This window comes from Halalkalibacter akibai JCM 9157 (genome assembly GCF_000513135.1).
Classification (GTDB): Bacteria; Bacillota; Bacilli; order Bacillales; family Bacillaceae_D; genus Halalkalibacter; species Halalkalibacter akibai.
Map to the genome: position 1 here is coordinate 12,361 of NZ_BAUV01000025.1, position 22,080 is coordinate 34,440.

Here is a 22,080-nt window from a genome sequence, read left to right on the forward strand (position 1 = left end):
TACATGATGAGAACAGTGCCGAAAATCTTATATTGTGCTACGGTTGATTATCATTTCAAAGCCTTTCACTTGCCGTACATGAAATGGTTTAAGGAGCAAGGTTGGGATGTTCATGTGGCTGCATCTGGAACACTTGATTTGCCTTTTACAGATCAAAAGTTTGACATCCCTATTAAACGATCACCTTTTGATATCCAGAACATAAAGGCATTTAAGGAGTTAAAACGAATTATTGATCAAAATCAATACGAGATTATTCATTGCCACACGCCACTTGGAGGAGTACTAGCACGACTCGCAGCTAAGCAAGCTAGAAAAACAGGAACCAAGGTTATTTACACGGCGCATGGTTTTCACTTTTGTAAAGGTGCTCCTATAACAAACTGGTTAGTCTATTATCCGATTGAGCGTTATTTATCTCGATTTACAGATAGTCTCATTACGATAAACTCAGAAGATTATCAACTAGCAAAGAGTCACCGTTTTCAGGCTAAACAGATTGAACATGTTCATGGTGTTGGGGTTGACACAGAACGGTTTAAACCTCACACAGAAGCGAGAAAAGTTGAAGAAAGAATAAAATTGGGTTATGGAACAGATGACTTCCTATTATTTTATGCAGCTGAATTTAATAGAAATAAAAACCAGCAGCTATTAATAAGATCCCTAGCACAAGTAAAAGACGAGCTTCCTCAAGCTCGTCTTTTACTTGCTGGTGAGGGAGTTCTAATGGAAGAGTGCAAAGCGTTAGCTCGAACTTTAAATGTAGAAGAACGGGTTGAGTTTCTCGGGTTTCGAAAAGATATTGATCAGTTATTGCCCATTTGTGATCTGGCGGTTGCTTCAAGTCTACGTGAAGGTCTTCCGGTTAACATCATGGAGGCGATGGCATGTGGGTTGCCGGTTGTTGCGAGTGAGAACCGGGGGCACTTTGAGTTAATAGAACCAAACAGAAATGGTTATCTTGTTAATGCGGTTGATATACATTTATTTTCAAATTACTTAGTTGATATGTATCAATCCAAGGAGCTTTTAAACAAGTTAGGAAAAGGGAGTATAGAAGTAATAAATAAATACTCTCTTCAGCAAACAAGCTACGAGTTAAGCGTTATTTATTCAAGGTATATGGAGGATCAAAATGAAGCCAAAAGTCAGTATCATCGTGCCTATCTATAATGTAGAAAAGTATCTTAATAGGAATCTTGATAGTTTACTATCTCAACAATTAAAAGATATTGAAATTATAGCGGTAAATGATGGTTCAACTGATAATAGTTTAGAAATCCTTCAATCATACGCTAATAGGGATAACAGAATTAGAGTTGTCGACAAAGCAAACGGTGGAGTATCCTCAGCAAGGAATGAAGGACTAAAGAGAGCTTCAGGTGAGTATATTGGGTTCGTAGATCCAGATGATTGGATTAATGAAGAGATGTTTAAGCAGTTATATGAGACGGCTAAAGCAGACAACGCTGATATTGTCATGTGTTCTTATATTCGTGAATTTGGCAATCATGCTAAAGTGAAAAAGTTCCCAGGACCTGAAAAAATCAGCTATCAAGGTGATGAAGTTCATTCTACTATCATGAGAAGGTTGATAGGTCCAATTAACGAAGAAATTGCTCAACCGGAATTGCTTGATGCATGGGGAACAGTATGGTCTAAAATTTATCGGTATGACGTGGTAATAGGTAATGAAATTCGTTTTAAAGATCTAAGTGAAATTGGTACAAATGAAGATTCTCTTTTTAATATTGAAGTGTTCTATCACGCGAATACATTTGTATTTCTGAATCAACCCTATTACCACTATTGGAGAGCAAATGAATCTTCTGTCACCACTGGTTATAAACCAGCACTCATTGATAAGTGGTCCAATTTATTTCTGATAATCGAAACCTTTATTATGGAAAAGAATTTGAGCAAATCATTTGATTATGCTTTAAATAATCGTATTTGTTTAAATACTCTAGGTTTAGGACTGAATGAAATAAGTAAAGCAAACAAAGCCTCAACAATTAATAAAATTAGAAATCTCAAATTAATATTAAATAATAAAAGGATTAAACAATCTTTTGAACAGCTTGAAATGCAGCATTTTCCTTTAGTCTGGAAAATGTTTTATTTTTGTGCAAAAAAACAAAAGGCGTTTAGCTTTTACTTTTTATTATCGAGTATTGAATGGTTGAGAAAGGTCGCCAGATAGGAGTGAGATAATGGAGCCAATACGGATCCTTCAAGTTGTTACGATTATGAATCGCGGCGGACTTGAAACGATGTTGATGAATTATTATCGTCAAATAGATCGTAAAAAGATCCAATTTGATTTCTTAGTTCATCGAGATGAAGAAGGGCATTATGATCAAGAGATTTTGAGCTTAGGAGGAAGGATCTTTCGAATGCCTTCAATAAGGCCAGGGAATTATAAGAAATACTTTAGATTACTAGACGAATTCTTCAATCTATATTCGGAGTATAAGGTAGTTCATTCTCATATTAATGAAAACAGTAGCTTTGTTTTAAGGGCAGCAACTAAAGCTGGAATACCTTGTCGAATTGCACATAGTCATTTAAGTGACTTAGGTATTGATATTAAACTGCCTTTTCGACTATATGCTAGAAATACTATGAAAGATTATCCTACAGATTACTTTGCTTGTTCTCAAAAAGCTGGAGAATGGTTATTTGGAAAGAAGGTTGCTAGTTCCGCTAGTCATACGGTCCTAAAAAATGCGGTAAATGCAAGTGAATTTAAATTTAATCAGAAAACCCGTAACCAAATTAGAAAAGAATTAAATATTGAAGATAAATTCGTCATTGGTCACATTGGACGTTTTAATAAACAAAAGAATCATGATTTTTTACTAGATATTTTTAAATCTGTACATGAACAACAATCCAATGCGGTTTTAGTTTTAGTCGGAGAAGGTCATTTGAGAGCAACAATTGAAAAAAAAGCAAAAGATTTAGGGTTAGCAGACCAAATTATATTCTTAGGAGTTCGTGAGGATATTTCAGTGTTAATGCATGGATTTGATTTGTTTTTATTTCCATCTTTATTTGAGGGGTTACCCGTTGTATTAGTCGAGGCTCAAGCAGCTGGTTTAACCTGTATTGTATCGGACTCAATAACGACAGAATCAGATATAACTGGCCGTATTAAATTTTTAAGCTTACGTAAGAATCCTGATTATTGGGCGGAAATTATTCTAACTTCATCTCATAAGCATGTAGATACATCAGAGATTTTAAGAAGAAATGGGTACGATACAGTGACTATGGCAGATTGGTTGTCTGGATTTTACTTAGGACATTATCAATTTATGAAACAAGCAAAATAGTGGAGGAACTTATGAATGCAAGCTTAACTATTTTTACACCAACATACAATCGTGCATATTGTCTTCATCTATGTTATGAGAGTTTAAAAAGACAAACAGTTAAAGATTTCACTTGGCTTATAATTGACGATGGTTCGACTGATAACACAAAACAAATTGTTGAAACATGGATATTAGAAGGCGAGATAACTATCAACTATCACTACCAAGAAAATCAGGGTATGCATGGAGCACATAACACTGCTTATGAATTAATTGAAACAGAACTAAATGTTTGTATTGACTCGGATGACTATATGTCGGATTATGCAGTTGAAAAAATACTTAAATTCTGGGAGGAGAATGGAAGTGATTCCTATGCAGGGATCGTTGGTCTAGATGCTACTAAGGATGGACATATTATTGGAACAATGATGCCTGAACATGTTAAAGACGCAACCCTCTCACAATTATATGGTATTCATAAAGTTAAGGGTGACAAAAAATTAGTTTATCGTACTGAGTTAACTAAGGAGACACCACCATACCCATTATTCGAAGGTGAGAAATACTGCCCGCTGAGTTATAAATATATTTTAATTGATCAAATCAAACCTCTACTCATTATGAACGAGGTTCTTTGTCATGTTGAGTACCTAGAAGACGGATCAAGTATGAATATTATAAAGCAATATAAAAGAAATCCACAGGGGTTTTCTTTTTTTAGAAAAGTAGCAATGAAGCATGCTCCAACTTTTAAAGAGAAGATGAGAGAGTCTATTCATTATGTCTCCAGTAGTTTAATGATAAAAAATAAGAGCTTCTTTTTGGAATCACCCTGCAAATTTACAACATTCTTTGCTAGTCCATTTGGTTTATGTCTTTATCTGTACATACAAAACACTAGTAAAAAAACAGTATTAAAAAATAATTAGTTTTATATATAACTGAAAGGGGATATGCATATGACAGTATTTTATTTAAATCTTTCTCTAGTCTATGCATTTTCTCTTTTCGCAAGGTATATCGGTAAACCTACTGAATTAAATCCAGCAGAATTTAAACCAAATAAACTTTATACATTTTTGGCATTTGCAACATTGGTTTTAGTTTCTGGGCTTCGTAATAATGTTGGGGATACCTATTATTATATGCATTCCTATAGAGATTTCGATTTTAACTGGAACAACATAGACTTTGGTGGGGATTTTGGCTTTTATATTTTGCAAATGCTACTTCAACAAATTTCGAAAGATCCGCAAATTTTATTATTAACGGTAGCTCTAATAACAAACATTTTAATAGGTATGACCCTTTACCATTATTCAAGAATGTTAGAGATAAGTTTATATGTGTATATTACGATTGGGTATTTCTTAGTTTCAATGAATGGCATGAGACAATATTTGGCTGCATCAATTATCTTTGCCGCTACTACCTTTCTAATAAATGGAGACTGGAAAAAGTATTTCGCTGTAGTTTTAATTGCAGCGACAATGCATCAAACAGCGTTAATTTTAATACCTATTTACTTTATAGTAAGAATGCCAGCGTGGTCAAAGGTAACTTATTTACTTCTGGTATTTTCTATTTTTGTAGTTATTGGTTTTAATGAATTTATGAACCTATTATTCACAGCTATTGAGGACAGTAAGTATAGTGGATATCAAAATTTTGATGAGGGTGGAGCTAATATTCTCAGAGTGTTGGTAGCTGCCGCACCAGTAGTTATTGCTTACTTAGGGAGAGAGAAATTAAGAAAGATTTTCCCGAAGAGCGATGTTATTGTAAACATGTCTATTTTAAGTGTAGTATTTATGATTATTTCTACACAAAATTGGATATTTGCTCGTTTCTCTATTTATTTTGGTTTATATCAATTGATTCTAATAGGGTGGATCGTAAAACTTTTTTCGAAAAGAGATCAAAAATTAATTTACTACGGAATAATTATTTGTTACTTTATATATTTTTTTTATGAACATGTGATTGCACTAAACATGTTATATAGAAGTAATTATCTTATTTTATAAAAAAATGGAGATATAACGATGACATTTACTAGATTAACGCAAGAGCAGTTACAGAAAATCCTTATAAGCTCACATGCAAAAGGAGAAGAATTAGAAAACATAAATGTGATTGAATTTATTGAATATATAAAGAACGATATTTTAGAGATTCTATGTGGAAAGGAATAATTGAGTTGTATGGAGGTGAAATCAATAAAAAGAGCATTTGATTTATGTGTTTCTATTTCATTATTAATATTATTGTCACCAATTTATGTATTGGTGACTTTTTTGATTAGATGGAAATTGGGATCACCTATAATTTTTAAACAACAACGCCCGGGGTTAAATGGCAAAAGTTTTTATCTTTATAAATTTAGGACTATGACTAGTGAAATAGATAAAAATGGAGAGTTACTGCCTGACGAAATGAGATTAACTTCATTCGGATTGTTCCTCCGAAAATTTAGTCTAGATGAGTTACCACAGCTTTTTAATGTAGTAATAGGTGATATTAGTTTAGTCGGCCCCAGGCCACTATTAATGGAATATTTACCTTTATACACGAAAAAACAACTTAAAAGGCACAATGTAAAACCAGGAATTACTGGATGGGCACAAGTAAATGGACGAAATGCTATTTCTTGGGAAGAGAAGTTTGAACTTGATGTATGGTATGTAGAAAATCAATCGTTGATTCTTGACTTTAAGATTCTCCTACTAACCTTTATTAAAGTCTTTAAATCTGAAGGCATTAACCAACCTGGAAATGTAACAATGGAACGTTTTAAAGGAGGAAAACAGGAAGCGAGTGGTGATTAAAATTGAAGATTGTAGTTATTGGTCAGGGCGGACATAGTAAGGTTGTTTCAGATTTAATTATGTCACACCCAGAAATGAGCATCATAGCTTACTTGGATGATAAATATGATTATTTTGTTAAAAGAGAAGATATATATTTGGGACCTATCTCAGCTGCTCTAAAGCTAGCCGAGTATTTCATTGATATTAAGTTTGTCATAGCAATAGGAAGTAATGTTTTACGAAAAAGGATTGTCGAAGAACTTGGTCTTCCAAACGATATGTATTCAACCATTATTCATCCTTCTGCAATTGTAAGTTCGAGTGTGAAGTTGGGTGTAGGGACAGTAATAATGCCTTATGTTGTTATTAACGCAGATGCCGAGATAGGTGATCATGCTATTATCAATACGAGATCGGTAGTGGAACATGATTGTAAGATAGATAACTTTACACATTTATCACCAAACTCGATCCTCGCAGGTGCAGTTCAAGTTAATGAAGGAGTTCATATAGGAACTAGTGCTACTATTATTCCAAATGTAAAAATTAACGAATGGTCTGTCGTTGGGGCAAGTGCGACTGTGATTAATGATTTGCCTGCAGACTGTACCGCAGTTGGAACACCAGCAAAAATTTCAATGAAAGAAGGGGAGAAACTTGTTAAATAAAAAAAATAAAAGAATTTACCTTTCTCCTCCGCATATGAGTGGTGAAGAACAAAAATATATACAAGATGCTTTTCATTCAAACTGGATCGCTCCATTAGGTCCTAATGTTGATGCATTTGAAAAAGAATTAGCAAACAAAGTAAGAGTCAATGAAGCTGTCGCCTTAAGCTCAGGTACTGCAGCGATTCATTTGGCTCTTTCTTTATTAGGAGTAGAAAAAGGGGATACGGTATTCTGTTCCACTCTTACCTTTGTAGCAAGTGCCAATCCTATTCTTTATCAAGGAGCCGAACCAGTTTTCATTGATTCAGAACCAGAGACTTGGAATATGTCTCCTCAGGCACTTGAAAGAGCCTTGCTAGATGCTTCAATAAACGGGAAACTTCCGAAAGCGATTATCGTCGTAAACTTATATGGTCAAAGTGCCAAAATGGATGAAATTACTGCTTTATGCTCTGAGTATCATGTACCCATCATTGAGGATGCGGCAGAATCACTTGGCTCTTCTTATAAAGGAAAGCCAAGCGGATCACTTGGTAACTTTGGGATCTACTCATTTAATGGAAATAAAATTATTACAACTTCCGGAGGCGGGATGCTTGTTTCTAATCATCAAGAAGCGTTGAAAAAAGCTCGTTTTTTAGCTACCCAAGCAAGAGATCGAGCAATTCACTATCAGCACAGTGTATTAGGTTACAACTATCGAATGAGTAATATATTAGCTGGCGTTGGGAGAGCACAATTAGAAGTCTTGCAAGATCGAGTAGAAGCAAGGAGGAAGATATTCTCTCGTTATTCTAATGAGTTAGGGGATCTTCCAGGTATCCAATTTATGCCTGAATTAGAAAAAACTATATCAAACCGTTGGCTTACTGCACTCACAATAAACGAAGAGGAAGCGGGTATCACGGTTCAGAAATTACTAGAGAATCTAGCAGAAGAGAATATAGAAGCTCGTCCTGTTTGGAAGCCACTCCACATGCAGCCACTTTTTAAGCAGTGTTCTTATTATCCACATAGTGAGAGTGGTAGTGTATCAGAAGCATTGTTCCGGACTGGAATTTGTTTACCTTCAGGGTCAAATTTAACAGATGAAGATCAATTGAGAGTTATAGATCGTATAAAACATTCTATTAAAATAAAAGTTTAACAGGTTGAGGTATACACATGACTACGAATAAGCCATTAAAAGTACTACATGTTGTCGGAGCGATGAATCGAGCAGGAACTGAAACGATGTTAATGAATGTTTTTCGTCAGATAGATCGAGACCAAGTCCAATTTGATTTTATATCTTATAGTCAAGAAGAAGCACATTATGACCAAGAAATTGGGCAATTGGGTGGGAAAGTGATTAGATTAACGAAGACTCAATCGGTTAAACAAATCATGGATGTCATTAAGCAATATGGACCATATGATGTTGTTCATTCCCATACGCTATTTCACTGTGGAATAGCTAACCTAGCAGCTAAATTGGCTGGTGTGAAAGTAAGAATTGCCCATGCGCATACCACTTTAGATAAGAGTGATAATCTAGCTAGGAAGCTCTATATCAAAACGATGAGAACGATAATAATAACCAACTCAACTCATTTATTAGCATGTAGTAACCATGCCGGGAGTTATTTGTTTGGTGAAAAAGTGCTACATAAAAATCCTTATTCCTTTTTTCCTAATCTCATCAATTACTCTCTGTTTCTAGAAGACCACTCTCTTGCAGTTAAAAGGTTTAAAAAAGCAGAAGGGGTTAGAAAGCTCTTTAGTCATTGGACATATTGGACGGTTCATAGAACCTAAAAATCATCGTTTTCTATTAGAGATTTTAAAGAGTTTATTACGCAAACATTCTAATGTTAAGTTACTCTTGGTCGGTGACGGTGATTTGAGAAAGCAAATAGAAGAAGAAGCTAGGGCAAAGGGGTTATGGCAACATATCAAATTTGTTGGCATAAGAGATGATGTTCATACGATGTTACATAGTATGGACGTTTTTGTGTTCCCTTCTATTTATGAAGGGCTTGGGTTGGTTCTATTAGAAGCTCAAGCAAGCCAAGTTCCTTGTATTGTCTCAGAAGCGATCCAACCGGAAGCGGATCTTAATATGAATCTCGTATCCAGGTTATCGTTAACGGATCACCCAGATCTATGGGCAGATAAAATCTTAGAACTAGGTACAAATAAAGAAAATCAAAAAGTGAATGTCACAGAAGCATTTGAAGCAAGTGGGTATGCATTACCTGTTGGTATATCAAAGTTAATGAATTTATACCAAACTTGAGATGGAGGGAAATATGAAAAGTGTCTTAATTTCTTCATTTGATCTGGAGGTTGGTGGAGTAGAACGAAGTATGATTAGTATGCTAAAAAACTTTGACTATCAAAACTATGATGTCGATGTCATGCTATACAGTCATACAGGTGATTTCATGAGTCTATTACCTACTAATCCAAACTTATTAAGAGAATTACTTCCTTACAAAACATTTCGCCTGTCTATAGGAGAAACCTTAAAAAAAGGACAGATCTCATTAGGGCTTGTTAGAATGTTTGCGAAATACAAAGCAAGTAAAAGCAAGTCTTTAGAAAATGGGTATAAACAAATGCAATACATGTGGAAATACTCACTACCTTTTTTACCAAGACTCGAAAAAGAATATGATGTTGCCATAAGTTATTTATGGCCGCATTACTTTATTGCTAATAAGGTAACAGCCAAGACAAAAATCGCATGGATCCATACCGATTTCTCTACGGTTGATACTGACGTTAACATGGACCTTGAAATGTGGGATCAATATCATCATCTAGTTGCTGTATCTGAGGAATGTAAAAATTCGTTTATTAACAAGTATCCAAATTTAGCTAAAAAGGTCGTTGTTATCGAGAATATCACTTCTCCAGATATGGTAATTAATCTAGCTAATCATAAAATAGATAATCCAATGGAGTTAGATAAAAGATTTAAAGTTATTACAGTTGCTAGGTTATCTCATGCTAAAGGGGTTGATAACGCAGTTAAAGCTTTAAAGCGATTAAAAGATAAAGGTTATAACGATATTGTCTGGTATGTGGTTGGTTACGGTGGCGATGAGAAGATCGTAAGGGATCTAATTAAAGAGAACGAACTAGAAGACCAATTTATTCTTCTTGGTAAAAAAATCAATCCATACCCTTTCATTAAAGCTGCGGACCTCTATGTTCAGCCTTCAAGATATGAAGGCAAGGCAGTAACAGTGGGAGAAGCTCAAATTCTTAACAAACCCGTTGTCATTACTAACTATACAACAGCGAAAAGTCAGGTTAAGGATGGGCTTAATGGGACTATTTGTGAAATGTCTACTGAAGGAATAGCAAATGGAATTGAGTTAATGTTTAATAATTTGCCACTAAGAGAAATGCTTTCCAATAACTGCAGGAACTTTAATTTTAGTAACAAGAATGAATTGAAGAAATTGTATAAAATAATAAGCTGAAAATCAGGGTGTGATTTTATGAAAATATGTACAATAACATGTCATGATGTTTATAATCATGGTGCATCATTACAGGCGTATGGATTAATGAAATATCTCAAAAATAAAGGACATGATGTTGAAATAATTAATTATAAACCAGATTATTTAAGTAATCATTACAACTTATTAAGTATTGATAATCCAGTATGGGAAAAAAATAATATCACTAAGTTAATATATTTAACTTTGAAATTGCCAAATAGAATTATTAGTTTAAAGAGAAAAAGAGAATTCGATAATTTCACTTTCAAACAATTAAAACTAACTCGTCTAAAATATAGTTCAAATGAAGATATAAAAAAAGCCCCCCCATTAGCAGATATATATATATGTGGTAGTGATCAAATTTGGAACAGCTTACATTTGAATGGAAGGGATCCTGCTTTTTATCTAGACTTTGCCCCGGATAATAAAATAAAAGCGTCTTATGCAGCTAGTTTTGCTACCGAGACAATATCGGATAATCTTGAAAGTATAACTAAAAAACGAATAGAAAGACTGGACTTTATAAGTGTCCGGGAAAAAAGTGGTTTGAATATCTTAGATAAATTAAATGTTAAAAAGGCTATTACTGTAGTAGACCCAGTTTTCCTATTAGATATTAATGAGTGGAATCAACTAGCAAAAACAGAATTTAATGAAGATTTTATTTTAATATATGATTTTGATAACAGTGAGCTAATAAAAAAAATCGCAAAAGAATTTAGCGAAAAATATAATTTGAAGATTTATAGTATAGGTGCTACAAAGCTGAATTACGCAGATGAAAATTTTCATTTGCATGGTCCAGATACTTATATCTCATTAATTAAACAATCTAAATATATAATCTCAAATTCTTTCCATGCTGCAGTATTCTCTATTATTTATAAAAAAGATTTTATTATAGTTAACAGAACTGAGGCAATTAACACAAGAATGAGAGACCTACTTGATGATTTGAATCTAAATGATCGTTTAATTGAAGAGGGTGAGAGCTTGGATAAAATACTAATTAATATAGACTATCAAAAAGTAAATGTAATATTGGATAATAAAATTTCCCAATCAAAACAATTTTTAAATACAGTACTATCTAATAAAGGGAGCATGGAGAAAATTATATGAAAAAGGTATTAATAGTTATTGATTCTTTAAGTAGTGGCGGTGCTGAAAAGAGTCTAATATCATTATTAACTTCTCTTGATTATGAAAAATATGATGTAGATTTATTGATGTTTTCTACAACTGGGTTATACCTTTCTTTAGTTCCTAATGAAGTAAAGATTCAAAGTGTACCTCAATTTATAAAGATACAACAAAAAAGTCTTTATAGCGTGATAAGAAATAGGAATTATAAAGAGTTATTATTTAGGGTTGCTAATTCTATTTCTTTAAGAAATCCTATACAAAACAAAAGATTTCATCAATCACAGATTACTTGGAAATGGATGAATTTAGCAATAGATAAATTGAATACCGATTATGATATAGCAATTGCCTATAGTCAGGGGATACCCACCTATTTTGTTGCGGAAAAAGTAAATGCCCCTAAAAAACTATGTTGGTTAAATACTGATTATAAAAAAGCAAATTACAACAGAGATTATGATATAAAGTTTTATGAAAAGTTTAATCATATAATTGCTGTCTCAGAGATTAATAAAGAAATATTTGAAGACACGATTCCCGAAATGAGAGGAAGATGTGTGTTGTTTATGATATTATCTCTGAAAAATTAGTAAGAGAATTATCTAAACAAAAAGGAGGATTTAGTGATAATTATAAAGGATTAAAAATATTAACAATTGGTAGACTAGTGGATGCAAAAGGTTATGATATGGCGATTGAAGCTTGTTACAGACTGAAAAAAGAAGGTTTGGAATTTAAGTGGTATGTTATTGGGGAAGGTGATCTTGAAAAATATAAAAAGTTAGTTAAAAAATATAAGTTAGAAAATTACTTTATCTTTTTAGGTGTTTATTCAAATCCTTATACTTTCTTAAGTCAATGTGATATTTATGTTCAACCCTCTAGATTCGAAGGATTTGGGCTTGCAATTGCAGAAGCAAGAATACTTGGAAAACCAATTGTAGCAACTAACTTTTCAGTAATACATAATCAACTAACGAACGAAAAAAACGGAATAATAGTTAATATGGATGCGGAATCAATATATGGTGGAATAAATAAATTAGTAAATAATTCAAGATTAGTAGCTAATTTACGTACTAATTTATTAAACGACAAAGTAGGAACGGAAAAAGAACTTAAGAAAGTTTATTCATTATTGGAAAATTAGAGTTTGGGGGTCTTATGAAAAAAAAGATTATATTTATGTTAATAAATATGAATATCGGTGGGACAGAAAAAGCATTGCTTAATATGATTTCTGAATTACCTCAAGAGAAGTACGATGTAACAATATTCATGTTAGAGAAATCCGGTGGGCTATTAAATGATATTCCTAAAGATGTTAATGTTGAATTTATGGAGGGGTATGAGGATATAAAAGATTTATTATCTAACCCTCCACATCTCATAGCCTGGCATGCATTAAAAAAACGTGAATTCTTAAAAGCATTTAATCTTATTGTCTTGCATCTAATTTACAAAATAACAAACAATCGTAGTCTCTTCTTTAAATATTTGTTAAAAAATCAACAGAGCCTTAAAGATAATTACGACGTCGCAGTTGCATATGCTGGTCCAATGGACGTTATTACTTATTTTGTGTTGAATAAAATTAAAGCTCAAAAAAAAATCCAATGGATTCACTTTGATATAAATAAAGTTGGTTTTAACCAAGCATTTGCATCAAAGATATATACTAAATTTGATAAGGTTTATGTTGTGTCATCTGAAGGGAAGAAATTGTTAGCAGATAAATTGCCCAAACTAACACACAAAATAGATACCTTTTATAATGTTATTTCGAAAAAAAATGTACTTGCCTTATCAGCTTTAGGTAAGGGATTTGAAGATGGATTTGATGGGGTAAGAATTCTCACCGTAGGAAGACTGAGCTTAGAAAAAGGACAAGATCTAACAATTCCTATTTTAGCAAGACTCAAACGAAACGGATACAAAGTTAGATGGTATTGTATTGGTGAGGGAAGTGCTAGAACAGAATATCAACAACTTATAAAGGAATATAACCTAGAAGAAGATTTCATTTTATTAGGGAGTAAACAAAATCCGTATCCTTATATGAAACAATGTGATATTTATGTTCAACCATCAAGACATGAAGGATATTGTATTACTCTTGCAGAAGCTCGATGTTTTAATAATCCCATAATAAGTACAAACTTTACAGGAGCTAGTGAGCAAATAACGCACGGTAAAACTGGATTAATTGTAAAAGAAAATTATGATTTATACAGCAATGTTGAACAACTTATAATTAATAAGAATCTAGAATCTAAGATAAGAAGAAATCTAGCATTAGATATTGTAGATTCCAAAAAAGAAGTTTATAAGTTGTATAAACTTATAGAAAACAAAAACTGAAATTCTATATTATTTATTAACATTTACTAGAAGGTGAAACCGATGGCTCCAAAATTAAGTATCATTGTACCAGTTTATAAAGCTGAAAAATTCATACAGCAATGTATTGACTCTATTCTAAAGCAGTCTTTTACTGATTTCGAGTTAATACTTATTAACGATGGTTCTCCAGATAACAGCGGTGTTATATTAGATCAATATTTAAATAAAGATAGTCGAGTAAAAGTAATACATAAAAATAACGAGGGACCAAGTGCTACACGTAATATGGGAATAAAAGCAGCTAAAGGAGAATTTATTGGATTTGTTGATAGTGATGACACATTAGAAATAAATATGTTAGATAAAATGTATAAAACTGGAGTGAGTTCAAACGCTGATATTGTAGCCTGTGGTTATGTAGAAATAGATGACTCAAACAAGATTATTAATCAGGCAATTAGCCCTTTAAATAGTAAACTTTACTTAGAAGGAAATAATATTAAAGAGGAATTAGAATTGTTGTTGAAGAGTAATAAAACTTTAGGCTACGCTAGTTTATGTAATAAAATTTATAAACGAACATTTTTAATTGAAAATCAGTTACTTCTAAATGAAACCATAAAAATAGCTGAAGATCTATGTTTTAATATTACTGCGTTTTTAAAAGCAGAACGAGTATGCTCCATTAACGAAGGACTTTATAATTACAGAAGAATTAATACGGAAAGTATAATGAATTCAAAAGATAAAAATTTTTATCTACATTTATCTGCTCGTAATGAAATTCTAAATACACTAAAAAACAATGGAATCGCTCCGAAAGTATTAATGAAAACTAGAAGATATGAAAATTGTAAAACCATAGCAGATTACCTTAACCAAATTATAGATATAACTAAATCAAAAACATCTATTTCCAAGAAATATCTGATGATAAAAGAAATAATTCATGAAGAATATTTTTTGAAGGCAATGAATGATTATGATAACAATTACTTGTTAATGAAAGCTAGGGTAATTGTGAATGTTTTAAAAATTTACTTGTATATAACACTTATGGCAAAAAAATTAACTAAGACTTGAGGTGACTTAGCGTGATACCAAAAATATCTATTATTGTTCCTGTTTATAATGTAGAGCTATTTTTACATAAGTGTATAATCTCTATCTTATCTCAAACATTCAAAGATTTTGAACTTATCCTCATTAACGATGGTTCTACAGATAAAAGTGGTGAAATTTGTGATGTTTATTCCCAAAAGGACAGCAGAATTAAAGTAATTCATAAAAAAAACGAAGGACAATCAAGTGCAAGAAATAAAGGTTTAGAGATTGCAAGAGGTGATTACATAGGATTTGTTGATAGTGATGACTGGATTGAGCAAGATATGTATAAAACTCTTTATGAGTCTTCCATAAAAGCAAATGCGGATATAGCTGTAATAGGTTTTAGAGAAGTGAATGAAAAAGGTAATGTTTTATCTGAATATCTCCCTCAGAACCTACTATTAGGAGAAATACTAAAAAAAGCTTATCCTTGGAATAAAATCTTTAAAAGAGATTTGTTTTTTAGTAATAATCTAAATTTTATAGAGGGAAGATATTATGAAGATCTTGAGCTTATTCCGAGGTTGTTTGTACACTCAAAGAAAACTATTGGATTAGATAGTGTAGGTTACAATTATCTAAAAAGAGTAGGTGCAACAACAAGCGCTAGAGATAGTAAGATCTTAGATAATTTATGGGCATATACAAACATAAAAGATTATCTAATAAAAATGGAATTGTACGATACATACCAGGAGGAATTCGAAAAAGGTTTATTATATTTCAAAGAATATTATAGTAATATTCTTTACGATTACCCTACTACCTTTCTACTTAGAAATTCAAATAGAATTATCAATGACTTTAATAAAATAGGTGGTCTTGGAATAAGGGAATATATCTCATTCACCTATAGGCACTTAAACTTTTGTATTAAACGATTAGGATATAAATCATTAATGAAACTTAAAGGAACACTTAATACATGAATTAGTGATAACTCATATATTTTGTTTTTACTAGACTTTATAAATTAAGAACTAATTGTATTTAGTCTAGTAATTTAGATTGTTTCTATAGGAAGTTAAGGGGTATTACTCTATGAGAACTAATCATTCTATAAAAAATATTACTATAAGTATTCTTTCTCAACTAGTAATGGTGTTTTTGGGATTTTTATCTAGAAAAGTATTTCTTGATAGTTTAGGAATTGAATACTTAGGAATTAACGGGCTTTTAACCAATGTCTTATCCATGCTTGCGTTAGTAGAAGGCGGTATAGGCTTAAGTATTACTTACTATTTATATAAGCCATTAGCTGAAAATGACAAGAAAAAAATCATAGCACTTGTTCAATTATTTAAAAAGGCCTATTTCATTTTATCTATAGTTATATTAGTCTTGAGTATTTGTCTATATCCCTTATTAGGAACAGTAATGAACGAGTCCGATACTATAAAATTTGTCTCAGTAATTTATTTTTTGTTTATTGCTAAGAATATGGTTTCTTATCTAAACGCTCACAAATGGTCATTAATTAACGCAGATCAAAGAGGTTATGTATTAGAAAAAGTAAATATTATATTCCAGGTTAGTACAAATATTGCTAAGATTATCCTTCTCATTAAGACACAAAACTATATATTATACTTAGCTTTGGAATTATGCCTTTATATAATACAAAATTTGATAAATGGACATATAGTAAATAAAAGATACTCATACATCAAGACCAAGAAAAAATATACTATTGACAACGATACTAAAGCCGGTTTGGTCAAAAATGTTAAAGCATTATTCTATCATAACATTGGTGGCTTTTTAGTATTTGGAACTGATAATATTCTCATTTCTTCATTCATTAGCATTGCAACTGTAGGATTATATTCTAACTATACAATGATCACACAACAATTATCATCATTAGTTAATCCGTTACTAGCTGGAATTGGAGCAAGTGTTGGAAACTTAATTGCTACAGAAAGTAAAGAAAAAAATTATAGTATATTTAAAGTTTCCTATTTAATGAATTTCTGGATTTATTCAATTGCTGTTATATTTTTATATAATTTATTAGAACCTTTTATAAGTTGGTGGCTAGGACAACAATTTCTATTAGACAAGCTTGTCTTTATCATTATATTAATAAACTTCTATTTAACAGGTATGAGGACAGCTATTGCTACTTTTAAAAATAAAGCTGGATTATTTGTTCAAGATAAGTATGCTCCTTTAATTGAGGGAGGAGTTAATCTTGTGGCATCCTTAATTTTGGTTAAGTATTTGGGGCTTGCAGGCATACTACTTGGTACAACTATAAGTACTATAGCGACTATATTTTGGACACAGCCTTTGATAGTTTATAAAAATATATTTGTTAAACCTGTTTGGTCATACTTTCTTAGGTATGTCTTTTATTTAGTATTAACACTAATAGTTTGCTATATTACTACTTTAATTTGTGAGGTTCTTATTAAACATAACGGCTTTATTGACCTAGTTTTTAAAGGACTAATTAGTATTAGTATTCCGAGTATTATTTACTTATTGATTTTTTATAGAAGTGATGAATTTAAATATCTCTACAAATTTATCACGTCACGGTTTAAAATTAAATTAAAGTCAACTAATCAAAGAGCTGGTTGAATTAACTAAATGTCCATTAACGTTTATTTAACTTAACTATATCGAGTATTCTTAAAATTAATTATTATAATTAATGTTGTAAAGGATGTAAAGGATGAGCAAAAGATTCGAGACAATTGATATTGTAAAAGGCATTACAATTTTATTAGTAGTTGCTGGGCATGCAGGAGTACCTTCAGAAATTAATGATTTCTTTAGAAACTTTCGTATGCCTTTATTTTTTTTAGTGACAGGTTTTTTATTTAGTGCTTATAAATTTGAAAACGTTAGTAACTTGATTAATAATCGCTTTTGGACGTTAATAGTTCCTTACGTAACAGCAGGTATTTTCACCTTTTTTTTTCTCTTTAGCCTTTCCTTTCTGGGGCGCGATAAGCCGTTATTAACTGAGCATATAAAAGGAATTGCAATAGGTAACGGAGAGTATCTATCAAACATTCCATTATGGTTTTTAACGTGTTTATTTAGTACACAAATTATATTCTATATATTCATGAAAAGCATTCAGTCAACAACAGTTTTTTTTCAATGGATTATAGTTTTCACGCTAGGTACAATAGGTGTCTTTTTAGGGGAGATCCAGCACTTGCCTTGGGGGATAGACGTTGCTCTTGTTGCTCAACCTTTTTTGTTCATGGGTTATAAGCTTAAAGATTTAAAAGTTCTTGAGAAAAATTGGAAAATTTTCAGTCTATCTTTTATTAGTATATTTTTAATATTTTTGATCTCAGTCAATCTAAACTCCTTAATTGACATGAATAACAGAGTTTACGGAAATATTATACTTTTTTATATTGGGGGCTTTACTGGAAGTATCTTAGTTATTAAATTTTGTGAATTAATGATCTCTTTTCGTTCTACTGTTCGATTTCTTACATACATAGGAAAGGAATCATTAGTTATTTTAACTTTTCATATGCAATTTTCATTTACAGTCGTTGTAATTTTATATGACTTAATATTTGGGGAATTCCCAGCATGGTATACAATCTTTACATTGGGTGTAACTATTTGTATATTAGTTAGTGTAATTACTGGAAAATTTCCGTATTTAAATATTATCATTAAAGGTAAAAAACCTGATCTAAAAAGGTTAAGTTCTAGTATGTTATCATTTAAACAAAACGTTAATTAAAGTGATAGTAAGTATTTGGGTAGATTAAGTATAATTATTAAAATTTAAGTTTTCGTAATATCCATTAAAAAAGGGGAATTAATATAGTTATTAACCATAAGAGTTAATTGTGAATCGGCTAAACTGAACTAGACAAAATTAAGGTTAAGTAGATTTTAGATAATATAATTTGAAGTGAATTTACGATGAGTAAAGGAAACAACAATCATTTACTGATAAGAGTCTAAAGACAGATTTGTGTAGCCTTATAAAACGGTACACCTTGAAAAGAGATTATTTGTGAATATGACCTTGCTTCTTCTCCTCTAGATAAATTGGAAGGTATGTGCCAGACCTCCTCTTCAGTCAAAATTTACATCTGAATAAAAGGAGTTATTGGAACTTATAAAATGTATGCAATAAGCAATTAGAATTGGAGAATGACCGTTTAAAGCAAGCCGTGCTGATACTTGGAAGAAAATAAATGTAATTAAGAATAGCAACACGTACTTAATATCACAAGAGGTTATTCTTCTGAATAAGAGAATGTCAGATCAAATTACTATTGTATGTATATTACTCTCTTACCTTATAAAGATTATTCATATAAATTTATCGGAAACGATAGGACTCGTAAATTAAAAAGGAATTTACAAGAGTGGAAAGGCTTTCTCTATACTTCGGATTTACCTGGATAATGAAAGTATAGGGAAATATATAAATTATAAAAGTAGAGATATTTTCAATAATGAAATATCTCTTTTTCTTTTTTGAGACTAAGAACAAGGAGGAGTCATTTGAAAAAAAAAGGAACAACCCTCATTGAACTACTAGTTGCTTTATCAAGTATTACTGTTGTGCTGTTGTTATTTATCCCACTTGCTAGTAAGTTAACAACCACAACGGATGAAGCAATAACCACAACAAGTTTTTCTAATATTGAATCTGCCTTACTAGATTTAAACTAGACAATGGGTCATTACCTATTGGAACTAAACTTCTAGAGGAAGAACTATCTAGTGACACAAAAAATGCTTTGGTAAAAAAACTAGAATTACATTTCGAACTAAGTGAAGATGAATTGTCTAAAGCCATGGACGAGATTATGGGGCATTTACATAATGTCGATATAAATAAGATGGAAGAGTATATTCAGGGGGATGCCTTGCTGGATGAATTTTTTATAATTGAGGAGGCTGCACCCTATTTATCAGGCTGCATCATTAGTTTAAAAACTACGAATTTTTCTGATTTAGATGTAAATGATATTGTCATTCTTCAAGAAAATAATTGTTTGTCTATTAATAATAATGAACACTTATTTGATTTTGACGAATAATGCTAAATTTCTTATAAGTATTTGACGAAATATTACTTTCAAGTGATTGACAGAGCAAAATAATCGTGTAAAATAAAAATATAATGTTCTTTAAAAAGAACAAGAACAAGGTGCATTTATAAATAAGTTTGAAATCTAATTTTTTTATCAAATTCGTTCTTAATAAAGAATTTAATTTACTGGGAGGATGAATACATTGAGTGCAATTGCTGGAATTTATCATAGAGATAAATCACCTGTTCCTACCGAGCATTCGAATATGATTATGGGACCGCTGAACCAGTTTCCAGCTGATTATATTCAAACTTGGAGAGATGATAATATTTTTCTAGGCTGCCATGCTCAATGGATTACTCCAGAATCTGTAGGTGAAGTATTACCTTATTATGATCATGAAAGAAAATTAGCTATTACGGCTGATGCTATAATTGATAACCGGCAAGAGTTATTTGAAAAACTTCAAATAAGACGCTCATAAACGAAAACTAATGTCAGATAGTGAACTCATTCTTCTTTCATACTTTAAATGGAAGGAAGATTGCCCTAAGTTTTTAGTCGGTGATTTTGCTTTTATGATTTGGGATAAAAATGCACAGAAAATGTTTGGAGCAAGGGATTATTCAGGTTATAGGACTCTTTATTATTATAGCCAACAAGGTGATTTTGCTTTTTGCACTACTATAGAAGGTTTACTAAAATTACCCTACATAGAAAAGAAAATAAATCAAGATTGGTTTACAGAATATTTAGCAATTGGTGGGATGATGGATACACTAGACGGTATAAGTACACCTTATAAATTTATTAATCAGATTCCACCAGCTCATAGTATCTCAATAACTAAAGACACAGTAAGTACAAATAAGTATATTACATTAAAATCATTAAAACCAATAAGATATAAATCTGATGATGAATATGTTGAACATTTTAAAGAAATTTTTGAAGAAGCTGTTACAGATCGTCTTAGGTCGAATAAAAAAATAGGATCGCAACTAAGTGGAGGTCTTGACTCAGGAGCGGTTGCTAGTTTTGCAGCTAGGTACTTAAAAAGTCAAAATAAGAATTTAGATACGTTTAGCTATATCCCGCCATCAGATTTTAAAGATTTTACTCCAAAAAACTTAATGGCAGATGAGAGACCTTTTATAAAATCAACTATACAATACATTGGAAATATAAAAGATCATTATTTTGATTTCTCGGATAGAAGTTCATACTCCGAAATTAATGAACTCTTAGACATTATTGAATTTCCCTATAAATTTCATGAAAACTCTTTTTGGTTAAAGGGGATTTTTGAAGCTGCAAATGAGAAAGGGATAGGGATATTACTTAATGGTGATCGTGGGAATTTTAATGTATCTTGGGGAAATGCTCTCTACCATTATTCTTCTTTATTAAAAAAGATAAAATGGTTTCGTCTTTTTGAGGAACTAAACTATTATAGTAAAAACGTAGGTGGACCTAGGCTAAGGAGAATACCTCTTATAGCAAAAATTGCGTACCCCTTTTTAGCGGGAAAACAACCAATGTATGATAATAATTTTATAAATCCCGAACTCAAGAAAAATACAAACGTACTAAACAAATTAACCAGTTTTGATATAAATGAAAGTGGTAGTTTTAAAACTAAAGACATTAATCGATTAAGATTAATGCACCTAGAAGACCTTGTTCCTTGGAACTCTGGTAATACACTAAATTGTAAGCTCTCTTTAAGGCATAGTCTTTGGAAACGTGATCCAACTCATGATTTACGAGTGATACGTTATTGTTTATCGATCCCTGATGATCAATTTGTTCAAAAAGGGTTGGATAGAGCGTTGATTCGAAGGGCTACAAAAAACTATTTACCCGATAAAGTTAGGTTGAATCAACGAATTCGTGGTGTGCAATCAGCAGATTGGGTACACAGGATGGATAAGGAATCGGATAAATTAATCTCTGAACTTAACATGATTCTAAAGGATGAAAGACTTCTTACATTAGTAAATAAAAATAAACTGGAAGATGCTTTGCACATAGTTAAAAATGAAGGATTTAAGACAGATGATTTTACAAATCCAAATTATACTATTCTAATGCGGTGTTTAATAATTAGTAGATTCTTAAAAAAATTTTAATTGAAGGGAGGT

At 31.5% G+C, this 22,080-nt stretch carries 22 protein-coding genes and 1 pseudogene; all 23 read left to right on the forward strand.

Annotated elements, in window-relative coordinates:
* Positions 1-3: 3 nt before the first annotated feature.
* A complete protein-coding gene (locus tag JCM9157_RS13825) occupies positions 4-1,176 on the forward strand; it encodes a glycosyltransferase family 4 protein (protein WP_035665611.1) in 1,173 nt (390 codons plus the stop codon).
* Positions 1,139-2,206 carry a glycosyltransferase gene (locus tag JCM9157_RS13830; RefSeq protein WP_035665558.1) on the forward strand — a complete coding sequence of 356 codons (1,068 nt, stop codon included), beginning with the start codon at positions 1,139-1,141 and terminating at the stop codon, positions 2,204-2,206. Before JCM9157_RS13825 ends, JCM9157_RS13830 begins: the two co-directional genes overlap by 38 nt.
* 10 nt (positions 2,207-2,216) lie before the next feature.
* The gene (locus JCM9157_RS13835) at positions 2,217-3,341 is read left to right on the forward strand and encodes a glycosyltransferase family 1 protein (RefSeq protein ID WP_035665559.1); all 1,125 of its coding nucleotides are present in this window, start codon (positions 2,217-2,219) and stop codon (positions 3,339-3,341) included.
* Between the two features lie 11 nt (positions 3,342-3,352).
* Positions 3,353-4,255 (forward strand): glycosyltransferase family 2 protein, encoded by a 903-nt coding sequence (locus JCM9157_RS13840; protein WP_035665561.1) that lies wholly within the window; start codon positions 3,353-3,355, stop codon positions 4,253-4,255.
* 30 nt (positions 4,256-4,285) lie between these two features.
* Positions 4,286-5,353: an EpsG family protein gene (locus JCM9157_RS13845; protein WP_035665562.1), complete on the forward strand. Its 1,068-nt coding sequence runs from the start codon at positions 4,286-4,288 to the stop codon at positions 5,351-5,353.
* Positions 5,354-5,371: 18 nt separating this feature from the next.
* Positions 5,372-5,521 carry a YwzD family small protein gene (locus tag JCM9157_RS24680; protein WP_156321497.1) on the forward strand — a complete coding sequence of 50 codons (150 nt, stop codon included), beginning with the start codon at positions 5,372-5,374 and terminating at the stop codon, positions 5,519-5,521.
* A gap of 24 nt (positions 5,522-5,545) precedes the next feature.
* Entirely contained in the window at positions 5,546-6,154 is a 609-nt protein-coding gene (locus JCM9157_RS13850; RefSeq protein ID WP_035665613.1) for a sugar transferase, read from the forward strand.
* Between the two features lie 2 nt (positions 6,155-6,156).
* Positions 6,157-6,804, forward strand: a complete 648-nt coding sequence (locus tag JCM9157_RS13855) for an acetyltransferase (RefSeq protein WP_035665565.1) — start codon at positions 6,157-6,159, stop codon at positions 6,802-6,804.
* Positions 6,805-6,838: 34 nt separating this feature from the next.
* Entirely contained in the window at positions 6,839-7,954 is a 1,116-nt protein-coding gene (locus JCM9157_RS13860; RefSeq protein WP_052013159.1) for a DegT/DnrJ/EryC1/StrS family aminotransferase, read from the forward strand.
* Between the two features lie 17 nt (positions 7,955-7,971).
* On the forward strand, positions 7,972-8,604 hold the full coding sequence (locus tag JCM9157_RS23490) for a glycosyltransferase (RefSeq protein WP_052013154.1): 633 nt from the start codon (positions 7,972-7,974) through the stop codon (positions 8,602-8,604).
* Entirely contained in the window at positions 8,522-9,085 is a 564-nt protein-coding gene (locus tag JCM9157_RS23495) for a glycosyltransferase (RefSeq protein WP_052013155.1), read from the forward strand. The genes JCM9157_RS23490 and JCM9157_RS23495 overlap by 83 nt, the downstream gene beginning before the upstream one ends.
* Positions 9,086-9,098: 13 nt before the next feature.
* A complete protein-coding gene (locus tag JCM9157_RS13870) occupies positions 9,099-10,280 on the forward strand; it encodes a glycosyltransferase (RefSeq protein ID WP_035665569.1) in 1,182 nt (393 codons plus the stop codon).
* A gap of 18 nt (positions 10,281-10,298) precedes the next feature.
* On the forward strand, positions 10,299-11,429 hold the full coding sequence (locus tag JCM9157_RS13875) for a polysaccharide pyruvyl transferase family protein (protein ID WP_035665572.1): 1,131 nt from the start codon (positions 10,299-10,301) through the stop codon (positions 11,427-11,429).
* Positions 11,426-12,043 (forward strand): glycosyltransferase family protein, encoded by a 618-nt coding sequence (locus tag JCM9157_RS25400; RefSeq protein WP_235715010.1) that lies wholly within the window; start codon positions 11,426-11,428, stop codon positions 12,041-12,043. The genes JCM9157_RS13875 and JCM9157_RS25400 overlap by 4 nt, the downstream gene beginning before the upstream one ends.
* The gene (locus tag JCM9157_RS25405; protein ID WP_235715011.1) at positions 12,007-12,603 is read left to right on the forward strand and encodes a glycosyltransferase; all 597 of its coding nucleotides are present in this window, start codon (positions 12,007-12,009) and stop codon (positions 12,601-12,603) included. The genes JCM9157_RS25400 and JCM9157_RS25405 overlap by 37 nt, the downstream gene beginning before the upstream one ends.
* A gap of 14 nt (positions 12,604-12,617) precedes the next feature.
* Positions 12,618-13,814, forward strand: coding sequence for a glycosyltransferase (locus tag JCM9157_RS13885; RefSeq protein ID WP_035665573.1), 1,197 nt, complete (start codon positions 12,618-12,620; stop codon positions 13,812-13,814).
* Positions 13,815-13,856: 42 nt separating this feature from the next.
* Positions 13,857-14,879 (forward strand): glycosyltransferase, encoded by a 1,023-nt coding sequence (locus JCM9157_RS13890; protein ID WP_035665575.1) that lies wholly within the window; start codon positions 13,857-13,859, stop codon positions 14,877-14,879.
* A gap of 11 nt (positions 14,880-14,890) precedes the next feature.
* Complete coding sequence (locus JCM9157_RS13895; RefSeq protein WP_052013156.1) at positions 14,891-15,832, forward strand: glycosyltransferase family 2 protein; 942 nt, start codon at positions 14,891-14,893, stop codon at positions 15,830-15,832.
* Between the two features lie 112 nt (positions 15,833-15,944).
* A complete protein-coding gene (locus JCM9157_RS13900; RefSeq protein ID WP_035665576.1) occupies positions 15,945-17,489 on the forward strand; it encodes a lipopolysaccharide biosynthesis protein in 1,545 nt (514 codons plus the stop codon).
* Positions 17,490-17,583: 94 nt separating this feature from the next.
* Complete coding sequence (locus tag JCM9157_RS13905) at positions 17,584-18,624, forward strand: acyltransferase family protein (RefSeq protein ID WP_035665577.1); 1,041 nt, start codon at positions 17,584-17,586, stop codon at positions 18,622-18,624.
* Between the two features lie 776 nt (positions 18,625-19,400).
* Positions 19,401-19,571 (forward strand): hypothetical protein, encoded by a 171-nt coding sequence (locus JCM9157_RS24685; RefSeq protein WP_156321498.1) that lies wholly within the window; start codon positions 19,401-19,403, stop codon positions 19,569-19,571.
* 113 nt (positions 19,572-19,684) lie between these two features.
* On the forward strand, positions 19,685-19,942 hold the full coding sequence (locus JCM9157_RS13910) for a hypothetical protein (protein WP_148296880.1): 258 nt from the start codon (positions 19,685-19,687) through the stop codon (positions 19,940-19,942).
* Between the two features lie 196 nt (positions 19,943-20,138).
* Positions 20,139-22,068 (forward strand): annotated as a pseudogene (locus JCM9157_RS13915) (asparagine synthase-related protein).
* Positions 22,069-22,080: the final 12 nt, after the last annotated feature.